Annotated in this window: 22 protein-coding genes and 2 pseudogenes; 10 read left to right on the top strand and 14 right to left on the bottom strand. The window is 71.7% G+C overall.

Features of this window, described 5'->3' with window-relative positions:
- Positions 1-6 precede the first annotated feature (6 nt).
- Positions 7-264 carry a WhiB family transcriptional regulator gene (locus ACIBW9_RS12135; protein WP_389079773.1) on the bottom strand — a complete coding sequence of 86 codons (258 nt, stop codon included), beginning with the start codon at positions 262-264 and terminating at the stop codon, positions 7-9.
- A 110-nt stretch (positions 265-374) separates the two neighbouring features.
- Positions 375-1589 (bottom strand): saccharopine dehydrogenase family protein, encoded by a 1215-nt coding sequence (locus ACIBW9_RS12140; RefSeq protein ID WP_398953879.1) that lies wholly within the window; start codon positions 1587-1589, stop codon positions 375-377.
- A gap of 110 nt (positions 1590-1699) precedes the next feature.
- Here ACIBW9_RS12140 and ACIBW9_RS12145 point away from each other — a divergent pair, with 110 nt between their 5' ends.
- The 3 genes from ACIBW9_RS12145 to ACIBW9_RS12155 all read left to right on the top strand — a co-directional run bounded on the left by ACIBW9_RS12145 (position 1700) and on the right by ACIBW9_RS12155 (position 5621).
- Positions 1700-2407, top strand: a complete 708-nt coding sequence (locus ACIBW9_RS12145) for a TetR/AcrR family transcriptional regulator (RefSeq protein ID WP_398953881.1) — start codon at positions 1700-1702, stop codon at positions 2405-2407.
- A 99-nt stretch (positions 2408-2506) separates the two neighbouring features.
- Positions 2507-3922: a DHA2 family efflux MFS transporter permease subunit gene (locus tag ACIBW9_RS12150; protein ID WP_398953883.1), complete on the top strand. Its 1416-nt coding sequence runs from the start codon at positions 2507-2509 to the stop codon at positions 3920-3922.
- 19 nt (positions 3923-3941) lie between these two features.
- The gene (locus tag ACIBW9_RS12155) at positions 3942-5621 is read left to right on the top strand and encodes an MBL fold metallo-hydrolase (RefSeq protein WP_398953885.1); all 1680 of its coding nucleotides are present in this window, start codon (positions 3942-3944) and stop codon (positions 5619-5621) included.
- On the opposite strand, the gene ACIBW9_RS12160 is transcribed toward ACIBW9_RS12155, so the two are convergent.
- Both ACIBW9_RS12160 and ACIBW9_RS12165 read right to left on the bottom strand, forming a co-directional pair.
- Positions 5579-6064: a winged helix-turn-helix transcriptional regulator gene (locus ACIBW9_RS12160; protein WP_398953887.1), complete on the bottom strand. Its 486-nt coding sequence runs from the start codon at positions 6062-6064 to the stop codon at positions 5579-5581. The two genes, ACIBW9_RS12155 and ACIBW9_RS12160, sit on opposite strands and share 43 nt — an antisense overlap.
- Before the next feature lie 32 nt (positions 6065-6096).
- Positions 6097-6825 (bottom strand): annotated as a pseudogene (locus tag ACIBW9_RS12165) (LysR family transcriptional regulator).
- A 2-nt stretch (positions 6826-6827) separates the two neighbouring features.
- On the opposite strand from ACIBW9_RS12165, the pseudogene ACIBW9_RS12170 reads away from it, so the two are divergent.
- Both ACIBW9_RS12170 and ACIBW9_RS12175 read left to right on the top strand, forming a co-directional pair.
- A pseudogene (locus tag ACIBW9_RS12170) lies at positions 6828-7038 on the top strand (amino acid transporter); the annotation flags it as partial.
- Between the two features lie 108 nt (positions 7039-7146).
- Complete coding sequence (locus tag ACIBW9_RS12175) at positions 7147-8445, top strand: MFS transporter (RefSeq protein WP_398953889.1); 1299 nt, start codon at positions 7147-7149, stop codon at positions 8443-8445.
- On the opposite strand, the gene ACIBW9_RS12180 is transcribed toward ACIBW9_RS12175, so the two are convergent.
- From ACIBW9_RS12180 to ACIBW9_RS12190, 3 genes are all read right to left on the bottom strand, one after another.
- Positions 8433-8942 (bottom strand): cyclic nucleotide-binding domain-containing protein, encoded by a 510-nt coding sequence (locus tag ACIBW9_RS12180; protein ID WP_398953891.1) that lies wholly within the window; start codon positions 8940-8942, stop codon positions 8433-8435. The two genes, ACIBW9_RS12175 and ACIBW9_RS12180, sit on opposite strands and share 13 nt — an antisense overlap.
- Positions 8943-9210: 268 nt before the next feature.
- Positions 9211-10698 (bottom strand): aminotransferase class I/II-fold pyridoxal phosphate-dependent enzyme, encoded by a 1488-nt coding sequence (locus ACIBW9_RS12185; protein WP_398953893.1) that lies wholly within the window; start codon positions 10696-10698, stop codon positions 9211-9213.
- A 70-nt stretch (positions 10699-10768) separates the two neighbouring features.
- The gene (locus tag ACIBW9_RS12190) at positions 10769-10981 is read right to left on the bottom strand and encodes a hypothetical protein (RefSeq protein WP_398953895.1); all 213 of its coding nucleotides are present in this window, start codon (positions 10979-10981) and stop codon (positions 10769-10771) included.
- Between the two features lie 261 nt (positions 10982-11242).
- On the opposite strand from ACIBW9_RS12190, the gene ACIBW9_RS12195 reads away from it, so the two are divergent.
- The 5 genes from ACIBW9_RS12195 to ACIBW9_RS12215 all read left to right on the top strand — a co-directional run bounded on the left by ACIBW9_RS12195 (position 11243) and on the right by ACIBW9_RS12215 (position 14362).
- Positions 11243-11686, top strand: coding sequence for an ATP-binding protein (locus tag ACIBW9_RS12195; protein ID WP_398953897.1), 444 nt, complete (start codon positions 11243-11245; stop codon positions 11684-11686).
- Between the two features lie 176 nt (positions 11687-11862).
- The gene (locus ACIBW9_RS12200; protein ID WP_398953899.1) at positions 11863-12711 is read left to right on the top strand and encodes a SigB/SigF/SigG family RNA polymerase sigma factor; all 849 of its coding nucleotides are present in this window, start codon (positions 11863-11865) and stop codon (positions 12709-12711) included.
- 26 nt (positions 12712-12737) lie between these two features.
- Complete coding sequence (locus tag ACIBW9_RS12205; RefSeq protein WP_398953901.1) at positions 12738-12968, top strand: DUF5133 domain-containing protein; 231 nt, start codon at positions 12738-12740, stop codon at positions 12966-12968.
- 94 nt (positions 12969-13062) lie between these two features.
- Positions 13063-13902 carry a DUF1206 domain-containing protein gene (locus ACIBW9_RS12210; protein ID WP_398953903.1) on the top strand — a complete coding sequence of 280 codons (840 nt, stop codon included), beginning with the start codon at positions 13063-13065 and terminating at the stop codon, positions 13900-13902.
- Between the two features lie 28 nt (positions 13903-13930).
- Positions 13931-14362 (top strand): hypothetical protein, encoded by a 432-nt coding sequence (locus ACIBW9_RS12215; protein ID WP_398953905.1) that lies wholly within the window; start codon positions 13931-13933, stop codon positions 14360-14362.
- Positions 14363-14373: 11 nt separating this feature from the next.
- Here ACIBW9_RS12215 and ACIBW9_RS12220 read toward each other — a convergent pair whose 3' ends face one another.
- The 7 genes from ACIBW9_RS12220 to ACIBW9_RS12250 all read right to left on the bottom strand — a co-directional run.
- Positions 14374-16617, bottom strand: a complete 2244-nt coding sequence (locus tag ACIBW9_RS12220; RefSeq protein ID WP_398953907.1) for an FUSC family protein — start codon at positions 16615-16617, stop codon at positions 14374-14376.
- A gap of 78 nt (positions 16618-16695) precedes the next feature.
- The gene (locus tag ACIBW9_RS12225) at positions 16696-18072 is read right to left on the bottom strand and encodes an NAD(P)/FAD-dependent oxidoreductase (RefSeq protein WP_398953909.1); all 1377 of its coding nucleotides are present in this window, start codon (positions 18070-18072) and stop codon (positions 16696-16698) included.
- Between the two features lie 234 nt (positions 18073-18306).
- Positions 18307-20214 (bottom strand): AMP-dependent synthetase/ligase, encoded by a 1908-nt coding sequence (locus ACIBW9_RS12230; RefSeq protein ID WP_398953911.1) that lies wholly within the window; start codon positions 20212-20214, stop codon positions 18307-18309.
- Between the two features lie 124 nt (positions 20215-20338).
- Complete coding sequence (locus ACIBW9_RS12235; RefSeq protein WP_398953913.1) at positions 20339-21427, bottom strand: glutamate--cysteine ligase; 1089 nt, start codon at positions 21425-21427, stop codon at positions 20339-20341.
- A gap of 64 nt (positions 21428-21491) precedes the next feature.
- Entirely contained in the window at positions 21492-23702 is a 2211-nt protein-coding gene (gene glgB, locus ACIBW9_RS12240) for a 1,4-alpha-glucan branching enzyme (protein WP_398953915.1), read from the bottom strand.
- A 4-nt stretch (positions 23703-23706) separates the two neighbouring features.
- On the bottom strand, positions 23707-25068 hold the full coding sequence (locus ACIBW9_RS12245; RefSeq protein ID WP_398953917.1) for a maltokinase: 1362 nt from the start codon (positions 25066-25068) through the stop codon (positions 23707-23709).
- A 22-nt stretch (positions 25069-25090) separates the two neighbouring features.
- The coding region (locus ACIBW9_RS12250; RefSeq protein WP_398953919.1) for an alpha-glucosidase C-terminal domain-containing protein at positions 25091-25483 on the bottom strand (393 nt) is incomplete at its 5' end.

A 25483-nucleotide genomic window follows, 5' to 3' on the forward strand; every position in this document is an offset into this window, starting at 1 on the left:
CAGGCCCTATCCGTTGCGCGCGGCCGCGCGCCGACGCCGCCTGCGTTGCATGGCGTGCCGTTCCGTCTCGCCGGTGCCGCCCCACACGCCCAGGATCTCCCCGTGGCCCAGCGCCCATTCAAGGCACTGCTCCCGGACCGGGCAGCGGGCGCACACCGCCTTCGCCTTCTCCGTCTGCATCAACGCGGGGCCTGAGGTGCCGATCGGGAAGAACAGCTCGGGGTCCTCGTTTCGGCACGCGGCCTGGTCTCGCCAGTTGTCCATGAAATGTCACCTGCGATCGAAGTCGTACGTGCCCTCGCGAATGGCTTACTCGGTTTCGAGTCACCTGTCGATGCGGGAGTGAAACGACGGAAATCGCGCAGATCCGGTGCTCATTGCTCGCGCATGCCCCACGGGGAGCCGTAGGCGGTCAGCAGATCAAGGAACGGGCGGGCGGGGAACGCCTCCGGGCCGAGGACGCCCGAGCCGGACCAGGCGCCGGTGGCGAGGAGTTCGAGGGCGACGACCGGATTGACGGCGGTCTGCCACACCACCGCCTGGCTGCCGTACTCCGCCATGGACCACTGGTTGTCGACCACGTGGTACAGGTACACCTCCCGCGGCGCACCGTCCTTGACGCCGCGCACCCAGGTGCCCGCACAGGTCTTGCCGTGCATCCGCTCGCCGAGTGTCGCCGGATCGGGCAGGCAGGCGGCGACGACGTCCCGGGGCGAGACGGAGACCGGTCCGGCGGCGCTCGGCACGGTCACCGGCTCGGTGCGGTCCAGGCCCAGCAGGTGCAGCGTCTTCAGCGTCTCGATGAACTCCCGGCCCAGCCCGTACTTGAAGGTGACCCGGCGTGCGTCCACCCAGCGCGGGACGAGCAGCACCTCCTCGTGCTCGACGTTCACGCACTCGACGGGACCGATGCCCTCGGGGAAGTCGAAGACCTCCGGCTCGCTGAACGGCTCGGTGGTGAACCAGCCGCGCCCGGCCTCGTAGACCACCGGCGGGTTGAGGCACTCCTCGATGGTGTTCCAGATGCTGAAGGACGGGGCGAAGTCATAGCCGTCGACGGTGAGGTTCGCGCCGTCCCGGACGCCGATCTCCTCGATCTCGTCGAAGAGTTCGTCGGCGGCGTACCGGGCGAAGACGTCCGACAGACCGGGCTCCACGCCCATGCCGACCAGGGCCAGCGCGCCCGCCTTGGCCCACTCCTCGGCCTGCGCGAACTGGTCGTCGCCGAGCTTGACCCCGCACTCCGCGTACGGCCGCTCGGGGTGCGGGTGCGACAGCGACATCGCCATGTCGAGGTAGGTCGCGCCGGCGGCGCGCGCCGCGCGGAACAGCGGCATCACGAAGCGCGGGTCGGTGGCGTTGAGGAGCACGTCGCAGCCGTGCCGCCGCAGCAGCTCCGCCACGGCCGGCTCGTCGCTCGCGTCGACACGGACGGAAAGGAAGCGGTCGTCGTCGAGGGCCGCGACGGCCGCTTCCGCCCGCGCCGGGTCGTGGTCGGCGACCACCATCGCCTCGAAGAACGGGCGGCGGGCGGCGATCCGGGTGATGGCGGTGCCGACACCGCCGGCGCCCACGAGCAGGACACGCATGACAGATCTCCCTGTCCGGAGGATTGATGACGAGGGGCCCCGCCGGAGATACAACGCCGCCGGTCCACGTAAGGTCAATGGCGTTGGCATAAGGGCATAGGGAGGTCGTCATGCCCAAACCGGTGGTGCCCGAGGAGAAGCGGCGCAGGCGCCGGCCCACCAAGAGCGGCACGGTGCTGTCGGAGCGGCTGATCGTCGACACCGCGCTGCGCATGCTGCGCGAACACGGCAGCGCGGGCCTCACCGCCCGCCGCCTGGGCCTCGCCCTGGACGCCGACCCGAGCACCCTGTACCGCTACTTCCGCGGCATGGACGAGCTCACCCTCGCCATCGGCGACGCGCTCATCGGGCAGGCCCTCGACGGCTGGCGCCCGACGGGGGAGTGGCGCCCCGACCTGCGCTCGGTCGGCCTGCGCATCCACGCCGCCTACCTCGCCCACCCGCAGGCCGCGGTACTGACCACCAGCCGGGTCACCGGCCGGGCCAACGAACTGGCCGCCGACGAGGCCGTGCTGGACATCCTGCGCACCGCCGGATTCCCGCTGCCGGACACCGTGCGCCTCTACCACGCCTTCATCGACCAGACCCTGGCCTTCGCCGCCCTCGACGCCGCATCCCTCGCCCTGCCCAGCGCCGCGCTGCGCGCCGACGAGGACATGTGGCGCTCGACGTACGCCCGGCTGCCCCGCACCACCCACCCGCGCATCGCCGAGGCGGCGCCCCTGCTGGCGGCCCGCATGGTCGACAGCGCGTATCCGACGGCACTGGAGATGCTGCTGGACAGCGCCGCGGCGCAGCTGGCGGCACTGCGTTCCTGACGTGATCCGCCCACTCGATTGCTTCATGCAAGTCGCGTCTCTATAGTCGGTGGAGTCGATTGCATCAAACAATCGACTGCTCGGTGCCGGAGGCGGAACATGGAGCGTCGCTGGAAGGTCCTCGTCGTCACCTCGGCCGTGGTCTTCATGGCCCTGCTGGACGTCACCATCGTGAACATCGCGTTCACCGACCTCGGGCGGTCGTTCCCGCGCGACTCCCTCGCCGATCTGTCGTGGGTGCTGAACGGATACAGCGTGGTGTTCGCCGCCGCCCTCGTACCGGCAGGCCGCCTCGCCGACCGGTACGGACGCCGACGGCTCTTCCTCGGCGGGCTGCTGCTGTTCCTTGCCGCGTCCGTGGCGAGCGGCCTGGCCGCGTCGGTACCGGTTCTGGTCGCGGCCCGTGTCGTGCAGGCACTCGGCGCCGCGACCGTGCTGCCGACCTCGCTGAGCCTGACCCTGCCGGAGTTCCCGCCCGAGCGGCGCGGCACCGCGATCGCCCTGTCGACGGCGGCGGGAGCGGTCGCCGCCGGTGTCGGACCCTCGCTCGGCGGACTGCTGGTGGACTGGCAGGGCTGGCGTGCGGTGTTCTTCGTCAACCTCGTCATCGGCCTGCCCGCGTTCATGGCGGCCGCGCGGCTGCTGCGCGAGAGCCACGACGAGCGGGCGCAGGGCGTTCCCGACGCCCTCGGCGCGCTGCTGCTGGTCGGCGCCGTGGGCGGCCTCGCCCTGGGCATCGTCAAGGGCGAGGACTGGGGCTGGAGTTCGGGCGCGGTGCTCGCCGCATTCGGGACCGCCGCCGTACTGCTGCCGCTGTTCGTCCTGAGGTCCGTCGGCCACGCCACACCGGTGGCCGACCTCGGCCTGTTCCGCCTCCGTTCCTTCACCGTGGCCAACCTCGGCACGTTCGTCTTCGGCGCCGGGTTCTTCGCCTCGCTGCTGTGCAATGTGCTGTTCCTGACCACCGTGTGGCAGTGGCCGGTGCTGCGCGCCGGAGCCGCGGTCACGCCGGGACCCGTGATGGCCGCCCTCATGGCCCCACTGGCCGGCCGGCTCACGGACCGCTACGGTCCGCGCGTCGCCGCCGTGCCCGGCACCCTCCTGTTCGGCGCCGGCCCGCTCCTGCTGGCCCTGACCGCCACGGCCAGGCCGCACTACTGGCCGGTCCTTTTCCCGGCGGCGACCATCACCGGCGTCGGAGTCGGCCTGTCCCTGCCCGCACTCGGCGGCGCCGCCGTCCTGGAACTGCCGCCGCCGAGCCTGGCCACCGGCATCGGCATGACGTCCGCCCTGCGTCAACTGGGCGCCGTCGTGGGAGTCGCGGCGCTGGTCGCCCTCCTCGGTACGGCCGGACCCCAGGCCCTCGGCGGCTTCCGCCACGCCTGGCTCATGATCACCGGCGCCGGCTGGCTCGCCGCCGTCGTCTCACTCGCCCTGGGCCGCGTCCGGGCACCGCGACCGGAACCCGAGAAGGCTGCCCCGCAGCGGACCGCGCCCCTGAACGAAGCACCATGACGTCACTGAAGGAGTGGCCATGAAGGAGACCGACGCCCTGCGGCGTGCCGTGCGCTGGCCCGGCATTCCCGACCGGGTGACCGCCGTGCTCGCCCAGCAGCTGCTCGCCGCCCGCCAATTCCGCGAAGGATACGACTACTTCACCGCGCTCAGCGCCGAACGCCCCGAATCGGCCCTGGCCGAAAGCCTGGCGGGAGTCTTCCAGGCCCGCCTCGACGGACCGGACGAGAAGGCGATCGCCCGGCTCGACGCGGCCGCGGAACGCGGTCTCGGGCTGCCGCAGTACTTCAGGGGAACCGCCCTCGCGAACCTCCCGGACTGCGCGGGCCGGGCCGACACGGCGATCGCCGACCTGGAGTTCGTGCTCGCCGTACGGGACCAGTTCCCGGCCGGGTTCCTGCACTCCGTGCACGCCGCCCTGGCCCGCGCCTACGCCTGCCGGGGCCGTACCGAGGAGGCCCGGGCCGCGCGCGAGCGCATCGGACATGCCCCCGGCCTGTCACTCGTCACGGACTACCTGGTCAGCGCCGAGGACGGCCTGCGCATGACCGCACCACGGCTGGTGGAAATGGCGCCGGGCGTGCACGTCGCCCAGGGCTACGACTTCGCCGACTTCGCGTTCGTCGTCACGGACGACGGCATCGTGGCGATCGACGCGGCGAGCCACCCCCGGCACGTCGAAGCGGCCCTGCGCGATCTGCGGGCCGTCACCCCCGCGCCGATCACCCATGTGATCCTCACCCACGCACACTTCGACCACACCGGAGGCCTGGAAGCCCTCGCCGGCCCCGGGACACAGGTCGTCGCCCAGGCCGCCTTCCCCGACGAAATCGCGCTGCAGGCCGTGAGCCCGCCGCCCTTCCCGGCCCTGCTGCCGGACGGCCAGGAGCGCCGTCCGCACGTCGTGCCGGACCGGCTCGTCGAGGACCCCGGGACGCTGACCGTCGGCGGGCGGAGGTTCACCCTCGTCCCCATCGCCGGAGGCGAGACACGCGACGGTCTCCTCGTCCAACTTCCCGACGAGGGCGTGGTGTTCGTCGGCGACATGTGCATGCCGTACCTGGGTGCGCCGTTCTTCGCCGAAGGCTCGGCAGAGGGTCTGTTCGACGCACTGCGGACGGTCCTGGACCTCGGCCCCCGGCTGCTGATCCACGGTCACCCGCCGCTGACCGAGAACTTCACCGTCGAGGCGCTGCCGGGCCTGCTCGCCGCCCTGCGGGACCTGCACGCCGTCGTCGCGGACGACATCGTCGCGGGCCGGTCGCTGACCGACCTGCTGCAACGTGACCACCTTCCCGAGGCGCTGCGCGGGCATCCGGCCGCGATCCTCCCGTACCTGGTCATGCGCGAGGGCTTCATCCAGCGCGTCCACGACCAGCGGACCGGCTACTGGAAGGCGGACGGAGAGGGCGTCGACCCCGTCGGCCGGGCGCAGTGGGCCGCAGCGCTGGACCTGCTGGCCGGCGGCCGGGCCGAGGCGTTCGCTGCGGCGGGTGAGCAACTGCTGACGCGCGGAGAGCCGGCCGCGGCCCTCAGGATCGTCGACTGCGCCCTGCTGAGCCACCCGGAGGACCCGTCGCTCGCCGGGCTGCGCGGCCGGGTCCTGCACGCTCTCGTCGAACGGCACCAGCTCTTCAGCCCGTTCAGGTTCGCCTACTACGCGGGGCTCGCGGGACTGACCGTGGAATCCGCCGGCTGAGCACCGGGCCCGGGCCGCATGTCGCAGTCGTTCGGCCCCAGCGGCTTCCCGCAGGCGGAGCAGGTGAGCCCGGGCCGCAACCGGCCGCCGCAGCCGCGGTGCAGGACCACCAGCGGCGGCCCCTGCGGAGCCCGGTGCCCGTCTCCCCACAGCAGCAGGGACATGATCACCGGCCAAAGATCCAGGCCCGCCGGGGTCACCACGTACTCGTACCGCTCCGGGCGCGTCTGATAGAGCCGCCGCTCGAGAATCCCGGCCTCGCAGAGCTTGCCCAGCCGGTCGGACAGCACGTTGTGCGCGATGCCGAGGCTGCCGCGGAAGTCCTCGAACCTCCGTGTGCCGCGCAGCGCGTCCCGCACGATCAGCAACGTCCAGCGTTCGCCCACCACCTCGAGCGACCGGGCGATCGAGCAGACCTGACCTTCGTACGTACGAGGAAGCACGCCCCCATCGTACGTCGATTGCATCACGCAAGTCAGTGGTGGCCCTCGGCCCCGCCGCGCAGTGCCCCGGCAGCCGCCTCCGTCACCGCCCGGGCGACCGCCGCGAGCGTCGGGGAGTCCAGCGTCCACTGCCGCCAGCACAGCGGCACGTCGAGGGCCCGGCCCACAGCAGCGGCTCGGCCTGCAGCTCGGGCACCAGACCCCAGCCCAGACCCGCCGCGACGGACTCGGCATACCCCTCCGAGGTGGGCACGAAGTGCCGTACCGGACTGGCGGCCCTTCTCCCGCGTCGCAGTCTGCGCGAAGGCGTCCTGCAGGTCGTCGCTGCGGTCGAAGGCCACCGTCGGCGCCTCCCGCAACGGCCCGCCGAAGTACTCCCGGGCGAAGTCCGGACTGGCCACCGGCACATAACGCATCGGCCCCAGCGCCCGCACGCTGCAGCCCGTCACCGGCTCGGCGGACGACGTCACCGCCGCCATCACCAACCCTTCCCGCAGCAGCGACGCAGCTCGAAACAGAGCCGCGGCTCGTGCCGCACTCGCGTCAACACCGGCAGGAGCAAGGTCCAGCTGGCGGGCGAACCGCACGACGACCTCGCCCGACTCGGTCGGTCGCACCGGCTTCGTACGCATCAGCAGCACCCGGCCGGTGCGCTGGTCCGGCGCCTTCACCCGCTGACTCACCGCCGAGGACATCACATGGTGCACCGCGGCCGCCGCGTCGAACGTGCCCTTGTCCACCACGGCCGGCAGCGTGCGCACCTGTCGTGTTCCTGCTCGGCTCGATCGCCGCGCACGCGGCCCCTGCGCCGGACGTTCGGCCTCGGTGCCGCCTCGCCGGCCTGTGCTGGATCGCCGCGCTGGGCTTCGGTGCTCGGCCGCTTCCTGGCCAGGCCCGCGGCCCGGCGGGTCCTGGACGGACTGGTCGTCGCGACGATGCCGGCCCTCGGCGGCATGCTCGTTGCGGGGGCGTGAAACCCGTGGCGTGAAGTCCACAAGCTGAGACCGCGCGTCCCGAACTCCCGGGCGGTACTGGGATAGTGAACCCGGACCCGAAAGATGTACCGAGCAACCAGGAAGCCCGTGGACACCAGCGAGAGCAGTACCGAACCGCAGACACCGGACGCGGTCGTGGTCGACCCGCCTCGGCGCGGCTGGCGCCGGTGGGCCATGGACACCCGGCCGCTGCGCATTCCGGCCTACCGCCGGCTGTGGTCCTCGACGATCGTCACCGCCGTCGGCAGCCAGCTCACCGCGGTCGCCGTGCCCAAGCAGATCTACGACATCACCGGCTCCTCCGCGTGGGTCGGCGCGGCAAGCCTCGCCGGGCTGCTGCCGCTCATCGTGTTCGCGCTGTGGGGCGGCGCGGTCGCCGACAGCATGGACCGCCGCAAGCTGCTCCTGATCACCAACAGCGGCATCGCCGTCACCTCGCTGCTGTTCTGGCTCCAGGCCTTCACCGGGCTCGAGTCCGTGGCCGCGCTGATGGTGCTGCTCGCGATCCAGCAGGCGTTCTGGGGCCTGAACGCCCCCGCCCGCAACGCCTCCATAGCCCGCCTGGTGCCCGAGGGCCAGCTGCCCGCGGCCAACGCCCTCGGCTCGACGGTCATGCAGACCGGGCAGGTGGTCGGACCGCTGCTCGCGGGCGCCCTGATCCCGGTCATCGGCCTGCCCGAGCTGTATCTGATCGACGCCCTCGCGCTGTGCGTCACGGTGTGGGCGGTCTACAAGCTGCCCTCCCTGCCGCCCCTGTCCGGCACCGAGAAGCGACGCGCGGGAGTGAGGGAGATAGTGGAGGGCTTCCGCTACATCTCCGGGCACAAGGTGCTGCTGCTGTCCTTCCTCGCCGACATCATCGCGATGGTCCTCGGTATGCCCCGCGCCCTGTTCCCGCAGCTCGCCGCCCAGACCTACGGCTCCTACGGCGAAGGGCTCGCCCTGGGCCTGCTGTTCGCGGCGATCCCCATCGGCGCGGTGCTCGGGGGACTGTTCTCCGGCACGTTCTCCCGGGCCCGCCGACACGGCTGGATGGTGATCGGCGCGGTCGTCGCCTGGGGCGCGGCGATCGCCGGCTTCGGGCTGAGCGGCAACCTGTGGGTCGCGGCCGCGTTCCTGGCCCTGGCCGGGGTCGCCGACATGGTCTCGATGGTCTTCCGCGGGGCGATCCTGCTGTCCGCCGCCACCGACGAGATGCGCGGCCGTATGCAGGGCGTCTTCACGGTCGTCGTCGCGGGCGGCCCGCGTCTGGCCGACGTCCTGCACGGCACCGCGGGCTCCGTGTTCGGCCCGCGCACGGCCGTGGCGGGTGGCGGCCTCCTCGTCATCGCCGTGATGCTGATCCTGACCGCCGCGATCCCGGCCCTGCGCCGCTACCGCATCTGACCCCGCTCGGGGTGGCCGCAACACACCGTTCCCTGCAGCCGACCGAGGGCGCCGCGTCCGCGGCCCGCGTGCTGTTCCATGAGCTTGCCCCGGGTCATCTCCAGCCGGTGCGCGAGGATCTCCGCGACGCTGCGCACCAGCGCGAGGCCGAGCTGGGTGTCCTGCTCGCACAGCCGCAGCACCGCCGCCGCGTCGAACTCGTAGGCGCGGACGGGACTGAAGGCCTCCGCGCCGAAGTCCCATTCGTGCGGCGGGAACAGCCAGGACCAGCCCAGCAGATCGCCCGAGCCGAGGCTCGCCACGGTCACCCGATGCAGCGAGTTGACCCGCTGGTCGAGGGAGACGGCGCCCGAGCGGATGACCCAGAAGCGGTCGGCCTTGCCGCCCGCCTCGAAGATCCGGGTGTCCTCCGGGAAGGAGACCTCCTGTGCGAGCGTCATCAGGCTCTGCCGCTGGGGCGGGGGAAGGGCGGTCAGCAGTTTTATCGCTTTGGTCATGACGCGGGGCTCCTCGCCGGGGATCGGTTCCGGTGCTTTCCCTACGCTCATTTCAGCCGCTGCCGGCGCCCCGAGCACCTCGGCGGACATGAGTTCCTGCCGAGAACCGCCAGGACATGAAAAAGCCCTGGCTGGACGGGGGAGGCCAGCCAGGGCCGTAAGCGGTGGCGTCGGAGGACGGTACGGTCGACTCCGTCACCACGTATGAATGAACCGTAAACCATCTGCTCTTGTTTTGCTCACCCAGAACCGGGTCACGTGACCCGTTTCACTCCTTGGGCTCCTCACCGGCCGCCACGACCCTGATCGTCTCGAGCTTCGGATCGGTGGGGTCCGGCAGGTACATCCCCGCCTCCAGGCCGGTGCGCAGATAGCGCAGCACGGGTTCCGTGAGCCGCTCGCCGGGCAGCAGGGCCGGGATTCCGGGCGGGTACGGCGTGATCATCTCCGCTGCGACACGGCCTGCGGCTTCCTCGGTGGGCACGTTCTCCGTGGGGCCGAAGAAGGCGTCCCGGGGCAGCATGGCCTGGGGCAGGCGCAGCTCGGACGGTGACGGCACGTCCACCTGCGGGCCCGGTCCGAGTCCCGGCGCGGCGCGGGCCAGGTCCTTGAGCGCGGAGAGCAGTTCGCCGGTCGTCTGCCAGTCGTCGCCGTGCGTGATCTGCGCGCCGATGCGGCGGTGGTCCACCAGATGGGCGTCCAGGGCCCGCTGCTCGCGCAGCCAGTCCGCGGCCCTGAACCCGGTGATGTGCAGCCCGCTGATGTCGATGATCACCGGCAGCGGGTCGAGGTCGTCGGCCAGGCCCGGACCGCAGAAGTCCTCCCGGTCGTTGACGTGCATCCCGTCGATCTCCTCGACCGCGGCACGGACCTCGGCCGCGAGGTCCAGCGCACCGCCCATCAGCTCCCTGCCGTGCAGGGCCATCTGGCGGCGCCAGCCGTCGAGTCCGGCGTAGATCAGTACCGAAGGGCTGGTGCTGCCCAGCAGGTCGGCGCGCATCTTCAGCAGCTCCGGCGGGACGAGGTCGCCGCGCAGGTGGAAGACGGAGCCCTGTTCCAGTCCGCTGCCCATCTTGTGGATGCTCGTCACACAGATGTCCGCGCCCGCGTCCATCGCCCACGTCGGCAGATCGGGATGGAACGGCAGATGGGCGCCCCAGGCCTCGTCCACGACCAGCGGCACGGAGCGCCGGTGACAGACCTCGGCGATCGCCTGCAGATCCGCGCAGCTGCCGTACGGCGTCGGGCTGGTGACCAGCGCACCCTTCGCCTCGGGATGGGCCTCGAAGGCCGCCTCGAAGTCGTCCGGGGACGGCGGATGCGCCAGGTGCCGCTGCGCGTCCCAGCGCGGCTCGACCCAGACCGGCTCGATGCCCGAAAGGATCAACCCCGCCACGACCGACTTGTGGGCGTCCCGGCCGACCAGCAGCTGCTCGTGCGGTCCCGCGACGGCCAGCATCGCCGCCTTGACGGACAGCGAACTGCCGCACGTGGTGAAAAAGGTGTGCTCGGCGTGCACGGCGTCGGCCATCAGCTCCTCGGCACGGACCAGCACCTGCCCCCGGGTGAGCCGGTCGTCCAGCCCGCCCGACGCCAGCACGTCACCGAGGAACACCGCATCGCCCAGCACCTCCCGCACGGCGGGATCGGCGCCGCGGGCCTGCTTGTGGCCCGGAGGCGTGAACCCCAGCCGTCCGCGGCGGTGATATTCGGACAGTGCTTCCAGGATGGGCGCTCGGCTGTGATCGACTGTCATGCGCACCCGGGTTCCCGCCATCGGACATCGCCAATCGGGCCCACAGCGAGCCCCGGGTCCGCCGGCCCTGTCAGCCGGTTTTGCCGGGGGTGAGGATCTCGTCCAGGACCCTGAGGACGGCTTCATAGGCCAGCGTCCGTACGGCGGCCTCGCGCGCCGCCTCCGGCTCGTCCGCCCGCAGGTCCTCGTCCCGCGCACGCCACCGGTGCTTCTCCTGCTGCGCGCAGGCCCGCGCACGCTGGATACGGCGCAGCAGTTCGTCTGAGTCCACGACATCGGTCATGACATCCGCGTACCCCCCGATGGCCGGGGCACGTACTTTCCGCCGGGAGGTTTGGCGGGGCCCGCGCAGGCGAGCCGAACAAAGAGACCTGCGGTGCTCGCGCAGCGGAGGCGCAATCGCTGCGGACGGGCGGGGGAGACAGCCGTGTCCGAGAGGGCGCTTGTACGTTCCCGGACTGCGGCGGCCGCGGGTGAGGCAGGGTCCGGCTTCCCTCTCCCCGCACCTGGAGGCCGGTTCTTCACCGAACCAGGGAGCCACGCGATGTGCGAGGAGCACAGGACCGAATCCGCCCTCGGGCGACTGGGCGCGCAGCGGACCGGGCCGCCGCGCTCCTGCAAGCCCGCCGAGGCGCGCAGGGTGGTCGAGCGGGCGGTCACCGAGCGCTGCAGGGCCACTCACACCCCCTGCGACGAAGAGGCACTCGGCGATGCCCTGCTCGTCGCCACCGAACTGACGACCAATGCGATCCTGCACGGCGGCGGCGTCACGGACTTCCGCGTCGACGTCGTCGGAACGGGCGTGCGCGTCTCGGTGAGTGACCGCAGCGACCGGCTGCCCGTCACCAGGCCGTCCTCGGATCCGCGGCGACGGCACCGCGTCGGCGGCCACGGCTGGCCCATCGTGTGCCGGCTGGCCCGCGACGTGCGCGTGTCGGAACTTCCCGCCGGCGGGAAGTGCATCACCGCCGTGGTCGCCTTCCGCTGAGGACCCTCCACGACAGGCGTTGTTTGTTCGCGGAATCGCCGGGCATACGGATGTTCGTGCTTCGGACCGGAGGCGCGCCAGCGGGAGCCACATGGCTGCCCCGGGCCCTCCCAACGGTCCGGGCGGCGGCCCTCCCGCGGAAGTCCCTGAAACCCCTCGTTCAGGAGCGAATCCGCATGCTTATCGACATGTCGACCAGCACTTCCGGCACGCAGGCCCGGACGACCGCCCCCACCCGGCGCCACGACGACGCCCCCGACACGGCGGACCTCTTCCTCCGCCTGGCCACCCTGGAGGACGGCCCCGAGCGGGAGGCGGTCCGCGACGAACTCGTCAAGGCCTGGCTGCCCATGGCCCACCGGATCGCCGGCCGCTTCCGCGACCGCGGCGAGTCCATCGAGGACCTCCGTCAGGTCGCGGCACTGGGCCTGGTCAAGGCGATCGACCGGTACGCCCCCGAGCGGGGAGCCTTCGAGAGTTACGCCGTTCCCACCATCACCGGCGAGGTCAAGCGGCACTTCCGGGACCGGATGTGGGCCCTCAGGGTGCCCCGCCGCATCCAGGAACTGCGCAACAAGGTACGGGTGGCCCGCCGCGAGCTGACCCAGACCCCGGGCAGCGCGGAACCCTCCGCCGCCGACATCGCGGCCCACACCGGGCTCACCGAGGACGAGGTCAACTCCGGCCTGGAAGCCCTCGACAGCTTCAGCACCCTGTCGCTGGACGCCGAACTCTCGGGCGACGAGGACGGCTACAGCCTCGCCGACACCCTGGGCGCGGCGGACTCCGCGTACGACGTCGTCATCGACCGCGAGGCGGCCAAGGAGGGTCTGCGGCACCTGCCCGAACGCGACCGCGCCATCCTCTACCTGCGCTACTTCGAGGACATGACCCAGAGCAGGATCGCCGACCGGTTCGGCATCTCGCAGATGCACGTCTCCCGCCTCATCAGCCGCAGCTGCGCCCGGGTGCGGGCCGAGGCGCTCGGGCAGGCGGGCAGCAACGGGCGGGCGGCCGCGGCTTGAGCGGCCCGCAGCGAGGAGGAGGACCGATGCTGATCCCTCATCCTGCCGTCCTGCGCAGGCTTGTCGAGGAGTACGAGACCGCGCTGGCCGAGGAGGCCGGGCGCGGCGGCGGGGCGAGCCCACGGGTCGAGGACCTGGCCTACACCCTGTGCGTGTCGACCGGCACGCGCAACGTGGGGCGGGCCCTGGAAGCGGCCCACCGGCTGCTCGCGGCTATACCGCAGAGATCCGAGACACCGGAGATCGGGGTCCGGTGACACCAGCCATGGGAAACGTCGACGTCGTCGGTCGGGCGGAGCGCGGCCCGGTCGTCGGGAAGCACACCTGCCCCACGGAGCCCGGGAGGCGGCCGTGAACTCCAGTGCCCTGCCACGGACGGGCAGGCTCGAGGCCGAGCGGGCGGCGCGCGGCTCGGTGACCGAGGGCGCCGCCCGGGCGGGGCTCGCCGCTCGCGGGGTCATCTATCTGCTGGTCGGCGTCCTGGCGCTGCAGATCGCCTTCGGCGACGGCAGCCGGCAGGCGGACCGCGGCGGCGCCCTCGCCACACTGGCGGGGCAGCCGTTCGGCACCGTGCTGCTGTGGGCGCTCGGTCTCGGGCTGGCCGGCATGGCGGTGTGGCGGCTGTCGGAGGCCGTCTTCGGCTCGGTCGGCAAGGACGGCCGTACGCCTCGCAAGCGGCTGCTCGCGGTCGCCCGCTGCGTCTTCTACGCGGTGGTCGCCTACTCGGTGCTGACGTTCGCCGCGGGCCCCCGCGGCGGCGGCAGCCGATCGAGTGACGCCCAGTCCCGCGACGTCACGGCCAGGGTCCTCGGCCTGCCCGCCGGGCAGTGGCTCGTGGGCGCGGCCGGGGCCGGCATCATCGTGGCGGGCGTGTGGATCGCCGTACAGGCGGTACGGCGCGACTACCGCAAGCAGCTCAAGCTCGGCGAGATGTCCCCTTGGGCTCGCCGGCTGGTGGACGTCACCGGTGTGGCCGGCGGCGCGGCGCGCGGCCTGGTGTTCGCCGCCGCGGGCACCTTCGCCGTGCGCGCCGCGGTCGACTACGACCCGAAGCGCGCCAAGGGGCTCGACGACACCCTGCGCTCGTTCGCCCACACTCCGCTGGGTCCGTCGTTGCTGGCCTGCGTCGCGGCCGGTCTCGCCCTGTTCGGGTTGTTCTCGTTCGCGCTGTCTCGCTGGCGCCGGGTCTGACACGCGCCACACGGGGAACACGGATCTGATGAGCGAATCCGAGTTTCCACCGGAGCACCGGCCCGTCGACCTCTACCTCGGCCTCCTGCGCGCCCGGATGGACACGGAGGACTACCGGCAACTGCTGGGCGTGGTCGAACCGGTCCTGCGGGCGATCGAGGAACAGCGCATGCCCTCCGTGGACTTCGCGCTCGGCGAGGACCACGGGGAGGGGCTGTCCCAGGAGGTCCGTGACGAGGCCGCCCTGGTCATCGCCGCCGCCGTGACCGGCCGGCTCGACAACGAGGTCGTCGAGATCGACCTCGAGGGGACCGGCCCGATCAGAGTGATCACCGATGCGGACACCGCATCGGACCCGGTGCGGCTGGGTGAGATCGCCGAGTACATCCGCGAACGGCACCGCCAGGACGAGGAACTGCGGGGCATCGCCGAGGTGAGCGGTCTGCCCACCGACTTCTGAGGGCGGGGCGCTCACCGCTTCGGCGTCGCCACCGGCACCTCCAGCGGCCGGGCCAGGCCCACCACCGCCTCGTCCAGTCGCTGCAGATGCCGCAGCACCCGGTCGGTGATGCGGCCGTAGCGCGAGCCGCCGGGCAGGTCGGCCTCCAGGAGGGAGGCGATGCTCGCCCCCGTCTCGACCTCGACGGCGGCCCGCCCGTCGGCGACCCGCGCGGCGATCGTCCCGATGTTGCCGAGGATGCGCTTGCCGGCCCGCCGCAGCCGCGGATCCGCCGCGATCGAGGGATGCGTCGGCAGCAGCTCGGCCATCGCGGCCAGTGAACGCGCGTGGTACGCGCAGGTCTCCAGCAGCGCGACGACGTAGCGGGCGGTGTTGCGCCGGGCCCGCAGCGGGGTGACCGGGTGGGTGAGCGGCTGGGTGGCGGTGCGCAGGTCGGCCAGCGCCTGGTCGAGGTCGCGCGCCTTGTCGAGGAGCTCGGCCGCATCCCCGCCGCTGAGCTGGTCGACGGCGGCCTCGGTGACGTCGGCGAGCCGCTCCAGGGTGGTGACCAGGAGGTCGTTGGTACGGCGGTCGGTGTGCACCGGCAGCACGAACGCTGCCGCGATGATCCCGCAGGCCGCCCCCAGCGCCGTCTCCTCCACCCGCAGCACCAGCACCGACAGGCTGTAGGTGTGCAGCAGCGTGTACAGCACGCCCAGCGCCGCGGTGACGAAGAAGGACATCAGCGTGTACGACAGCGGCGCCGTGTAGAACATCGCGAACACGCACAGCAGCACCAGCGCGAACGCCGTCCACGTGTGGTGCCCGACCAGCCCCGCGAGCAGCAGACCGGCCACCACTCCGAGCACCGTGCCCAGCAGCCGCCGGTAGCCCTTGACCAGGATCTCTCCGGTAGAGGCGGTGTTGATGAACACGATCCAGCAGGTCAGCACCGCCCAGTACCAGCGCTGGCTGGAGAGGAACTCGCCGCCGACGATGGCCAGCGCCGATCCCAGCGCGACCTGCACGGCAGCGCGCGTGGTGGGCCGCCGCAGCCTTGTCGGCGCATCCTCGGCGGCGTCCTCGCCCGCGTCGATCGCCGCGTCCTCCGCGTCGAGTTCCTCGCGTGAGCGGGCCGTCGACGGGGTGTCGTCCGACTCGTCCTGCGGACCGCCGAGCGCGATCCGCAGTCCGAGCACCGCGCGGGCGGCCTCACCCACACCGCGGAAGACGTCCTGGACGGCGGGGGAGGCCTTCGGCAGGTTCTCCTCGTCGCGGTAGCCGAGGAGCCGGTTGCGCAGTCGGGCCAGGCCGGTTCCCAGGTCCTCGGAGACGGGCCGCAGGACCAGCAGGCGCAGCGCCTCCAGATCGCGGCGCAGGGTCGCGGTCGACTCGTCCTGTACGGGCATGCGGCCGCCCGGCGGGACGGACGCGCCCGGCAGGTGCAGGGTCAGGGTGTCCGCCCGCTCGGCGCTGCGGGCGGTCAGCAGCAGCAGTCCGAGGCGTTCGGCGGCGATCTCGGCATCCGCGATGCGGCGCTGCACGAGCCGCGCCACGGCTTCGTCGGCGGTGCCCTCCTCCAGCCGCCCCTGGATCATCATGGCCGTCTCGTGCAGGCGGGCGGTGCCGTCGCGCACGTCCTGAACCGCCTTGTCGATCTCGTCCGGCCCGGCGTCGAGCAGAGCGAGCTGCGCGGTCACCAGCTGCGCCAGCCGGGCGCGGAAGGCCTCCCGCAGCCGCTGCAGGATGCCCGCGGGCGTCTCCGGTACGAGCGCGAAGCGCACCACGGCGCTGGAGGCGACGGCGACGGCGACCACGCCCCACAGCTGCGGCAGCGCGGACACGGTGGCCCCGACGAACAGGGACATGAAGTAGACCTGGAAGCCGATCAGTCCGAGTGCGGTGCCACGGTCGCCGAAGCGGCGGGCGTAGACGGCGCAGAAGATGAGCGCGACGAAGAAGAGGTCACCGCCCACCACCCGGGAGTGCAGCACCGCACCCAGCGACACGGAGGCCAGCGCGACCGGAAGGCCCAGCGCGAGGGTGACGGCCTGCGGGCCGCGCTGCTTCTCCCGGATGGCGAAGGTGGAGACCATCGCCGCGATGGCGCCCGCCACCAGATGGCGCACGTCGGCGCCGAGCAGGGAGAGCACGGCCAGCGTGAGGGCGATGGCGCCCACCGTCCTCAGGCCCGCGGCCAGCCGGAGCAGCCCGGGATCGGAGGCCGCGACGAGATCGCGCAGCCGTGCCCGGACCGACCTTTCCGCTGCCCTCACGCCGCCGTACTCACTCCCGCTTCACGTCATGATCCGGTTCTCAGCATCGCACGACGTGACCGGGGCGCGCGCACCGGCTCAGGTCTCCTTGCGGTCCGTCCCCTCGACCTGCGCACGCACCTGTTCCGGCGTCATATAGGCGTTGGTGAACTCGAAGTCCTTCAGTGTGGCCGCCTTGCGGGCCTGGAAGCCGGTGCGGACGAAATCGTCGCCGGCCAGGGCGTTGAGCGTCCAGTTCGTCGCCACGCGGACCTTGGCGACGTTGGTGCGCAGAGCCATCCAGTGGTAGCCGCGGGCGGCCACCTGGGCGGGTAGACCGCGCAGTTCGATGCCGAGCGGCTTGGAGACGGCGTCCTTGCCGCCGAGGTCGACGACCAGTCCGAGGTCCTTGTGGACGTACGGCGTCAGGGGTTTGCCGCGCAGGGTCGCGATGACGTTGTCCGCGACGTGCTTGCCCTGCCGCATGGCGTGCTGCGCGGTCGGCGGGCAGATCGCCGACTCGTCGTCCTTGGCCTTGTCCGGCACCGCGCCGGAGTCGCCCAGCGCGAACACGCCGTCGTGGCCGGGCAGGTTCATCTCGGCGGTGACGGCGAGCCGCCCCCGTACCGTCTCCGCGTCGAGCGTGGCGACGAGCGGGCTCGCGACGACACCGGCGGTCCAGATCAGGGTGCGGGTGGGGATCACCCGGCCGTCGGTGAAGGTGACCTCCTCGGGGCCCGCCTTGGCGATGGAGACACCCAGCGAGACGTCGATGCCGCGCCGCTTGAGGATCTCCTGGGCGCTGCGGCCGAGCTTGTCGCCCAGTTCGGGCATCAGCTTCGGGGCGATGTCGATCAGGTGCCACTTGATCAGCGCCGGATCGATGCGCGGGTAGCGCTTGACCGCGGCGTGCGTGAGTTTCTGCAGGCAGGCCGCGGTCTCGGTGCCGGCGTAGCCGCCGCCGACCACCACGAACTGCAGCCGCGAGGCCCGCTCCGCCGGATCGTCGCTGGCGTCGGCCAGGTCGAGCTGGGAGATGACGTGATCGCGGATGTACGCGGCCTCGGCGAGGGTCTTCATACCGAAGGCGTGCTCGGTCAGACCCGGGATGTCGAAGGTGCGGGTGACGCTGCCGGTGGCCAGCACGATGTAGTCGTACGGCTCGTTGACGATGCGGTCGGTGATGGTGCGGATGACGCAGACCTTGGCCTTCAGGTCGACGCCGATGGCTCCGCCCGGAATGATCCGGGTGCGGTACTTCTTGCTGCGCCGCAGCGAGACGGCGATCGACTGGGGCGTCAGCACGCCGGAGGCGACCTGGGGCAGCAGCGGCAGATAGAGCTGGTAGGCGAACGGCGTCACCAGGGTGACCTCCGCTTCGTCGGGCGCGAGTTTCCGCTCCAGCCGGCGTACGCACTCCACGCCGGCGAAACCTGCGCCAACCACCAGGATCCTGGGTCGTGTCACGGTGTTCATCCCTCTCTGCGGCTCCAGGCGGTCTGCATCCAACGCCCTTCGCATGCCCTGGATCGCTGCTTGCACCACATCGATCCCACCGTGGCCCCAGCCGTTCCGCCAGCTGGGTGCGGCAGGCAGACGAACGCGTCGAGCACCACCATGCCCGTCCGCGTGCGGAAACGCACCGGTCGGGAGTGAACCTTTTGGATCACAAGCTGCGCAGAAAGTGGCGGGATGGTGTTCAGCCAGTGGTCAGCGGAACACGTTGTCGGCCTCGTCCCAGCTCGACAGTTCGTCCGGCACGGTCTGCCGGGGAGCGCGGGTGCGTGCCTGGTACATCGCGTCGATCTCGAACGCGTAGTGCCGCACGATCGCGTCCCGCCGCAGTTTCATGGACGGTGTCATCAGCCCGTTGGACATGTCGAACTGCTCCGGCAGCACCCGGAAGACCCGGATCGACTCCGAGCGCGACACGGCGCTGTTGGCCGCCGCCACGGCCCGCCCGATCTCCTCGCGCAGCGCGTTCTCCTCGCGGGCCTCCCGGCTCGGCATGTCGCTCTGCAGCGACAGGGAACCGCGCCAGTACGCCAGGAACTTCGGATCCAGGGTGATCAGCGCCCCCACACAGGGCCGGTTGTCGCCGACGACGACCGCCTGGTGGATCAGCGGATGCATCCTCAACCGCTGCTCCAGGGCGGCCGGGGCGACGTTCTTGCCGCTGCTGGTGACGATGATGTCCTTCTTGCGGCCGGTGATCGTCAGATAGCCCTGGGCGTCGATCCGTCCGAGGTCGCCGGTGGCCAGCCACCCGTCGCGCAGCACGGCCCGGGTCGCCGCCTCGGCGTTGATGTAGCCCTGGAACACCGAGGGACCGCGGACCAGGATCTCGCCGTCCTCGGCCACCGCGATCTCGTTGCCGGGCAGCGCCTGCCCGACGGTGCCCGACATCTCCCGGCCCAGCGGCTGCGCGGTGACGCCGCCGGCGGCCTCCGTCAGGCCGTACCCGTCGTCCACATAGATTCCGATCCCCTCGTAGAAGAGCGACAGTTCACGGCTGAGGGAGGAGCCGCCGGACGACGCCCGCATCACCCGGCCCCCGACGGCGGCGCGCAGCTTGCGGTACACCGTCCGCTCGAACAGGGCGTGTTGCAGCCGCAGATCGAAACCGGGTCCCGAACCGCCGCCCAGCCGCTGCCGCTCCAGCGCCGCGGCGAAGTCCCGTGCCGTGTCCGCGGCCCGCTCGAACAGCGCCCCGCGGCCCGCCTCCTGGGCGACGCGCAGGAAGTTCTTGTAGATCTTCTCCAGGAGCGAGGGAACCGCGCACAGATACGTGGGACGGAAGGAGAGCAGGGACGCCGAGAGCGCTTCCTCGCTCATGTCGGGCTCGTGCGCCATCAGCATGCCGCCGCGGATGCACAGGGTCTGCACCAGAAGGCCGTAGACGTGCGAGAAGGGCAGGAAGGCGAGCACCGAGGCCTGCTGCTCGCCCGGCGGGATCACGGTGTGACCCCAGCCCCTCAGCAGGGTGTCGCAGGCGCTCGCCAGGTTGCGGTGGCTGAGCGCACAGCCCAGGGCCCGGCCCGTGGTGCCGGAGGTGTAGCTGATGGCGGCCGTGGAGTCCGGCAGCACGATGCGGCGCAGCGAGTCGACCGTGGCGAGCGGGATGAACCTGCCGCGCTCCCGCAGGTGGTCGAGAGCCCCCGCGTCCAACTGCCAGACGTGGCGCAGCAGCGGCAGCGACCCGCACACGGAGCCGACCGTCATCACCGCCTGCTCGTCCTCCACCAGCACGGCCACGCAGCCCGCGTCCCGCAGCACCCACTCCACCTGATCGCGCGAGGAGGTCGGATAGAGCGGTACCACTTCGGCACCGAGGGCCCACAGGGCATGGCTGAGCACCGTCCACTCGTACCGGGTGCGCGCCATGATCGCGACACGGTGGCCGGGGGAAATGCCGGAGGCGACCAGCCCCTTGGCCAGATCCACCACCTCGTCCCGCACCTCCACGGCGGTCAGCTCCTCCCAGGTGGTGGAGGACGGGGTGGGGCGGCGCGCCAGCATCGGCAGGGTGGGATTGAGGGCTGCCGTGTCGAAGACGGTGTCGGCCAGTCCGCCGGTCAGGGGCGAAACGGTGGGGGGAGCGAGGGCGAAGTCGCGCATGCGCTGCTCCTGAGCTGTACGGAGGGTGACCATGCCGAAGAGTTCCGTTGTCGGCGGTGCTCGAATCTAGCCCAGGTGGGTGCCGATGGTGACCGGAACCTGCGAAGTTGCGGATCCGTGATGATCAGGCCTGGGTGTGGCGCACGCAGCCCGTGACGACCTCCCGCAGATTGCCGTTGCGCGCCAGGAGTTCACGCTGAACCTGTGCGCCGGTGCCGCCCTTGAGCAGCCGGACGCACGTCTCCCGGGCACGCTCCAGGTCGCCGCTGTCGGCGAGCGCCTCGCCGATGTGCTCCAGCAGCGCCCCCACCACGCTCTCGGCGGACTGCCGCCGCATGGTCACGGGATGCAGCAGCTCGTCGGTGAGACCGGAGCGTGCGGCCTGCCAGGCGGCCAGCCGGAGCAGGCTGACACTGTGGTCGAGGGGCGGGTGGCCGTCCCACCACTCCCGCGCGGCGGTCTCCACGAGACCCCGGGTGAGCGTGGCGACGAGGGCCGCCGTACCGGCGTGCAGGCAGACGTCCGCGACCCGGACCTCGACGGTCGGGTACTGCCGGGACAGACGGGCGTCGAAGTAGATCATCCCCTCGTCGAGGATCACCCCGCTCGCGACCATGTCCGCCACCCGGCCGTGGTACCGCTCGGCCGAACCGAAGACCTCGGTGGGCCCCGCCGACGGCCAGCGCTGCCACACCCGGCTGCGATAGCTGTTGTAGCGGGTGTCCCTGCCCTGCCAGAACGGGGAGTTGGCGCTCAGCGCGGAGATCACCGACAGCCAGGGCCGGATGCGGTCGAGGACCGCGACCCCCTCCTCGTCGGAGTCGACGGACACATGGACGTGACAGCCGAGCACGAGCTGCTGCTGAACGGCGATGCCGTACTGCTCCTCCATCCACTGGTAGCGGCTTCCCCTGGTGACGGTGGGGCTGACGGGCAGCGGTGAGGTGGCGAGCGCTGCCACCGTGCACCCGATCTCCCCGGCGTGCCGAGCGGCCTCCCGGCGACAGCGCACGATCTCCGCGTTCAGGTCCGCCATGTCGGACTGGGGATGCGTGTTGAACTCCAGCATCTGGTTGTACAGCTCTTTCTCGAACACGCCCTCGCAGGTGTCGTCCCGCGCCGCGCGGGCGAGCACAGCGGCGGACAGCGCCTTGGGCTCACCCGTCTCCGGGTCCACCAGGAGGAGTTCCTCCTCCACTCCGACGGTGCGCACGTGAGTCCGCCTTTCTGTGGCCGGGCTGCGGCTACGAGGAGCACCGAGTACCCCGCCTGGCGGGTCACAGCAGCGGAGTCAGCCAGATCGTGGCGAGCGGCGGCAGGGTGAGCGTGACGCTTCCCTCCTCGACCTTGACGTCGTCGGGGTTGGTGACGTCGCTGCCGCCGTAGCACAGGGCGTCGGTGTTGAGGATCTCCCGCCAGGCGGGCACCTCGTCCGGCGCCCAGAGGCGGTAGTCGTGACGCACCACGGGGGAGAAGTTGGAGACCGCGAGGAGCGGGCCGCCGTCGGCGGCGAACCGCAGGAACGCGAAGACGTTGTCCTCGGCGGCGTCCCCCATCACCCACTGGAAGCCGCAGGGCCGGGTGTCCTGCTGCCACAGCGCAGGGGTGCGGCGGTAGACGGCGTTGAGGTCGCGCACCAGGTCGCGGACCCCGCGGTGGTCGGGCTCGGCGCCGTAGCCGGGATCGACCAGCCACCAGTCGGGCCCGTGCTCCTGGGACCATTCGGAACCCTGGGCGAACTCCTGCCCCATGAACAGCAGCTGCTTGCCCGGATGGGCCCACATGAACCCCAGGTACGCCCGGTGGTTGGCGCGTCGCTGCCACCAGTCGCCCGGCATCTTCGACACCAGCGCCTGCTTGCCGTGCACCACCTCGTCGTGCGAGATGGGCAGGACGTAGTTCTCGCTGTAGGCGTACACCATCGAGAACGTCATCTCGTTGTGGTGGTACTTGCGGTGCACCGGCTCGTGCTCCATGTAGCCGAGGGAGTCGTGCATCCAGCCCATGTTCCACTTCAGGCCGAAGCCAAGACCGCCGCTGTCGGTGGGGCGGGTGACCCCGTCCCACGCCGTGGACTCCTCCGCGATGGTCACCACGCCGGGTGCCCTCCGGTACACGGTCGCGTTCATCTCCTGCAGGAACGCCACCGCGTCCAGGTCCTCCCGTCCCCCGTGCACGTTCGGCGTCCACTGGCCCGAGTCGCGCGAGTAGTCCAGGTACAGCATGGAGGCCACGGCATCGACCCGCAGACCGTCGATGTGGAACTCTTCGCACCAGTAAACAGCGTTCGCCACGAGGAAGTTGCGCACCTCGATACGGCCGAAGTCGAACTCGTAGGTCCCCCAGTCCGGGTGCTCGGCCCGCCGCGAGTCCCCCGGTTCGTACAGCGGATCACCGTCGAACCGCGCCAGGGCCCAGTCGTCCTTGGGGAAGTGGGCGGGCACCCAGTCCATGATCACGCCGATGCCGGCCCGGTGCAGGGCGTCGATCAGGTACTTGAAGTCGTCGGGCGTGCCCAGCCGCGACATCGGCGCATAGAAACCGGTGACCTGGTAGCCCCAGGAACCGGCGAAGGGGTGCTGGGCGACCGGCATGAACTCGACGTGGGTGAACCCCAGATCGCTCACGTACGGCGGCAGCTGCTCGGCGAGTTGGCGATAGGTCAGCCCGTGCCGCCAGGAGGGGAGATGGATCTCGTACACGGAGAAGGGGGCCTCGTGCACCGGGAGGTCACCGCGGTGCGCCATCCACTCCTCGTCGCCCCACTCGTAGTGCGAGGCGTGCACGACCGACGCCGTGTCCGGCGGGACCTGCGCGTAGCGCGCCATGGGGTCGGCCTTGAGGAAACGGCCGCCGTAGCGCGAAGTGATCTCGAACTTGTACAGCGCGCCCTCCCCGATACCGGGCACGAACAGCTCCCACACCCCCGAGGCACCCAGGGACCGCATCGGCAGAGCTGTTCCGTCCCAGCAGGTGAAGTCCCCGGCGACCCGGACTCCCTGGGCGTTCGGGGCCCACACGGTGAACCGGGTGCCGGTCACGCCCTCGTGTTCCATGGGCTCGGCACCGAGAGCCTTCCACAGCTGCTCGTGCCGGCCCTCGCGGATCAGATGCAGGTCCAGCTCACCGAGGGCGGGCAGGAAGCGGTAGGGGTCGGCCGTCTCGTGCTCACCGTCCGCGTACCGCACCACCAGCGTGTACGCCGGGATCGCAGCCAGCGGCAGTACGCCTGAGAACAGGCCGTCACCTTCGGAGGTCAGCTTCGCCCGCTTCCCGTCGACGACGACGCTCACCGCGCGGGCGTAGGGCCGCAGCGCCCGGAAGACGATGCCGCCCGGGACCGGGTGGGCGCCCAGCAGCGCGTGCGGGTCGTGGTGCCGGCCGGTGAGCAGGCGTTCACGTTCGCCGGGATCCAGGGCGGGCGCGGTCGTGCATCCGGCGGCGAGCGGTCCGGACCGCTCGGGGAGCGAGGTGTCACGCAGGGCCACGGGTTCAGCCTCCTCTTACGGCGAGACGCTCGATCGCCGCCATCGGTACGGGGAGCCAGTCCGGCCGGTGCCGGGCTTCGTACAGGACCTCGTACACGGCTCGATCGGTCTCATAGGCACGCAGCAGTCCGTGCTTCTTGCGCGGGTCCCAGCCGGCCCGCTCGGCGTAGCCCGCGCAGTAGGCCTCGCGGCAGCGGCGCGCCCACTCCGGGCGCCAGGGGCGGCGCTGGCGGGCGGCGTAGTCGAAGGAGCGCAGCATGCCCGCGATGTCCCGCACCGGGGACTGGGTGCTGCGCCGCTCGGCGAGCGGACGGGACGGCTCGCCCTCGAAGTCGATGACGAACCAGTCCCGGCCGGCCCGCAGCACCTGACCCAGGTGCAGGTCGCCGTGGATGCGCTGGGCGGGCGGCCCGGGATCGCAGGCGACGAGCGCCCCGAAGGCGGTGCGCAGCCGGGGCACGTACGGGCGAAGTGCCGGTACGCAGTGGGCCGCGGCGTCCAGGCGCTCGGTCATGGCCGCGGCCGTCCGCACGCTCTCGTCGTGCGCCCCGGACGGGAAGGCGGCCGCCAGCGCCAGGTGAACCTCCGCGGTGGCCCGGCCCAGCTCGCGGGCCTGCACGGTGAACTCGTCGCCGGCGGCGAGCGCCTGCAGGGCCAGCGCCCAGCCGTCGGAGGCATCAGGCAGGAACGGCTGCAGCACACCGAGCGTCGCCTGCTGCGGATGCGTCGTACGGAACCACGCCACCGGCGCCGGCACCCGGCCGCAGCCCTGCCCGGCCAGCGCACCCGGCACCTCCAGGTCGGGGTTGATGCCGGGCTGCACGCGCCGGAACACCTTCAGGATGAACTCGTCGCCGTACACCAAGGAGGAGTTGGACTGCTCGGCCTCCAGCACCCGCGGCACCAGCCCGGCGGGCACATGCACGGACGGATCGGCCTCGAAGCGCAGCGGGCCCGCCGCACCGGGCTGCCGCAGCCGCTCCAGGAGCAGTTGCGCCGAACGGGGGTCCTGCAGCGCGTCGTACACCGTCAGACCGGCCAGCGGGCCTTCCTCCGCCCTGCCGATCAGAGCCCGTCCGAGCCGCGGCGACACGTGCCGGCGCACGCCGAGCAGCAACTGGTAGCAGTCACCGGCCGGCGTGGCACCGCTGGGCGCGGGCAGGCCGCTCGGTCCGGTGTGCACCAGCAGGTGCAGACAGCCGGGGAACAGCTCCGTCATCGACAGCAGTCCGAGGTCCGTGACGGGCCGGTCCTTGCCCGCGAACCAGCGCTGCCGCGGCAGCCACTCGCGCAGCAGCCCGGCGAGCGAGGCCATGGGCCCGGCGGCGAGGCTGGGTCTGGGGCGGAGCGATGCGGTCTTCGCCATGGTGACGCGTCCTTTCCTCGCCTCACGCCAGAGGACGGCGGCCGATGCGGGATGCGACTCGGGTGAGCCGGAACCAGTAGAAGCCGTGGCCGGCGAGGGTCAGCAGATACGGCAGCTCTCCGATGGCGGGGAAGCGCACACCGCCGATGAGCTCCACGGGGTGTCGCCCGTCGTAGGCCCGCAGATCGAGCTCGGTGGGCTGCGCGAACCGGGAGAAGTTGTTCACGCACAGCACCAGGTCGTCGCCGTACTCCCGCAGGAAGGCCAGCACCGCCGGGTTGGAGGAGGGGAGTTCCGTGAAGGACCCGAGGCCGAAGGCGGGGTTCTGCTTGCGGATCTCGATCATGCGGCGGGTCCAGTGCAGCAGCGAGGAGGGCGACGACATCGACGCCTCGACGTTGGTGACCTGGTAGCC

The sequence above is a fragment of the Streptomyces sp. NPDC049541 genome, from assembly GCF_044465725.1.
GTDB lineage: Bacteria > Actinomycetota > Actinomycetes > Streptomycetales > Streptomycetaceae > Streptomyces.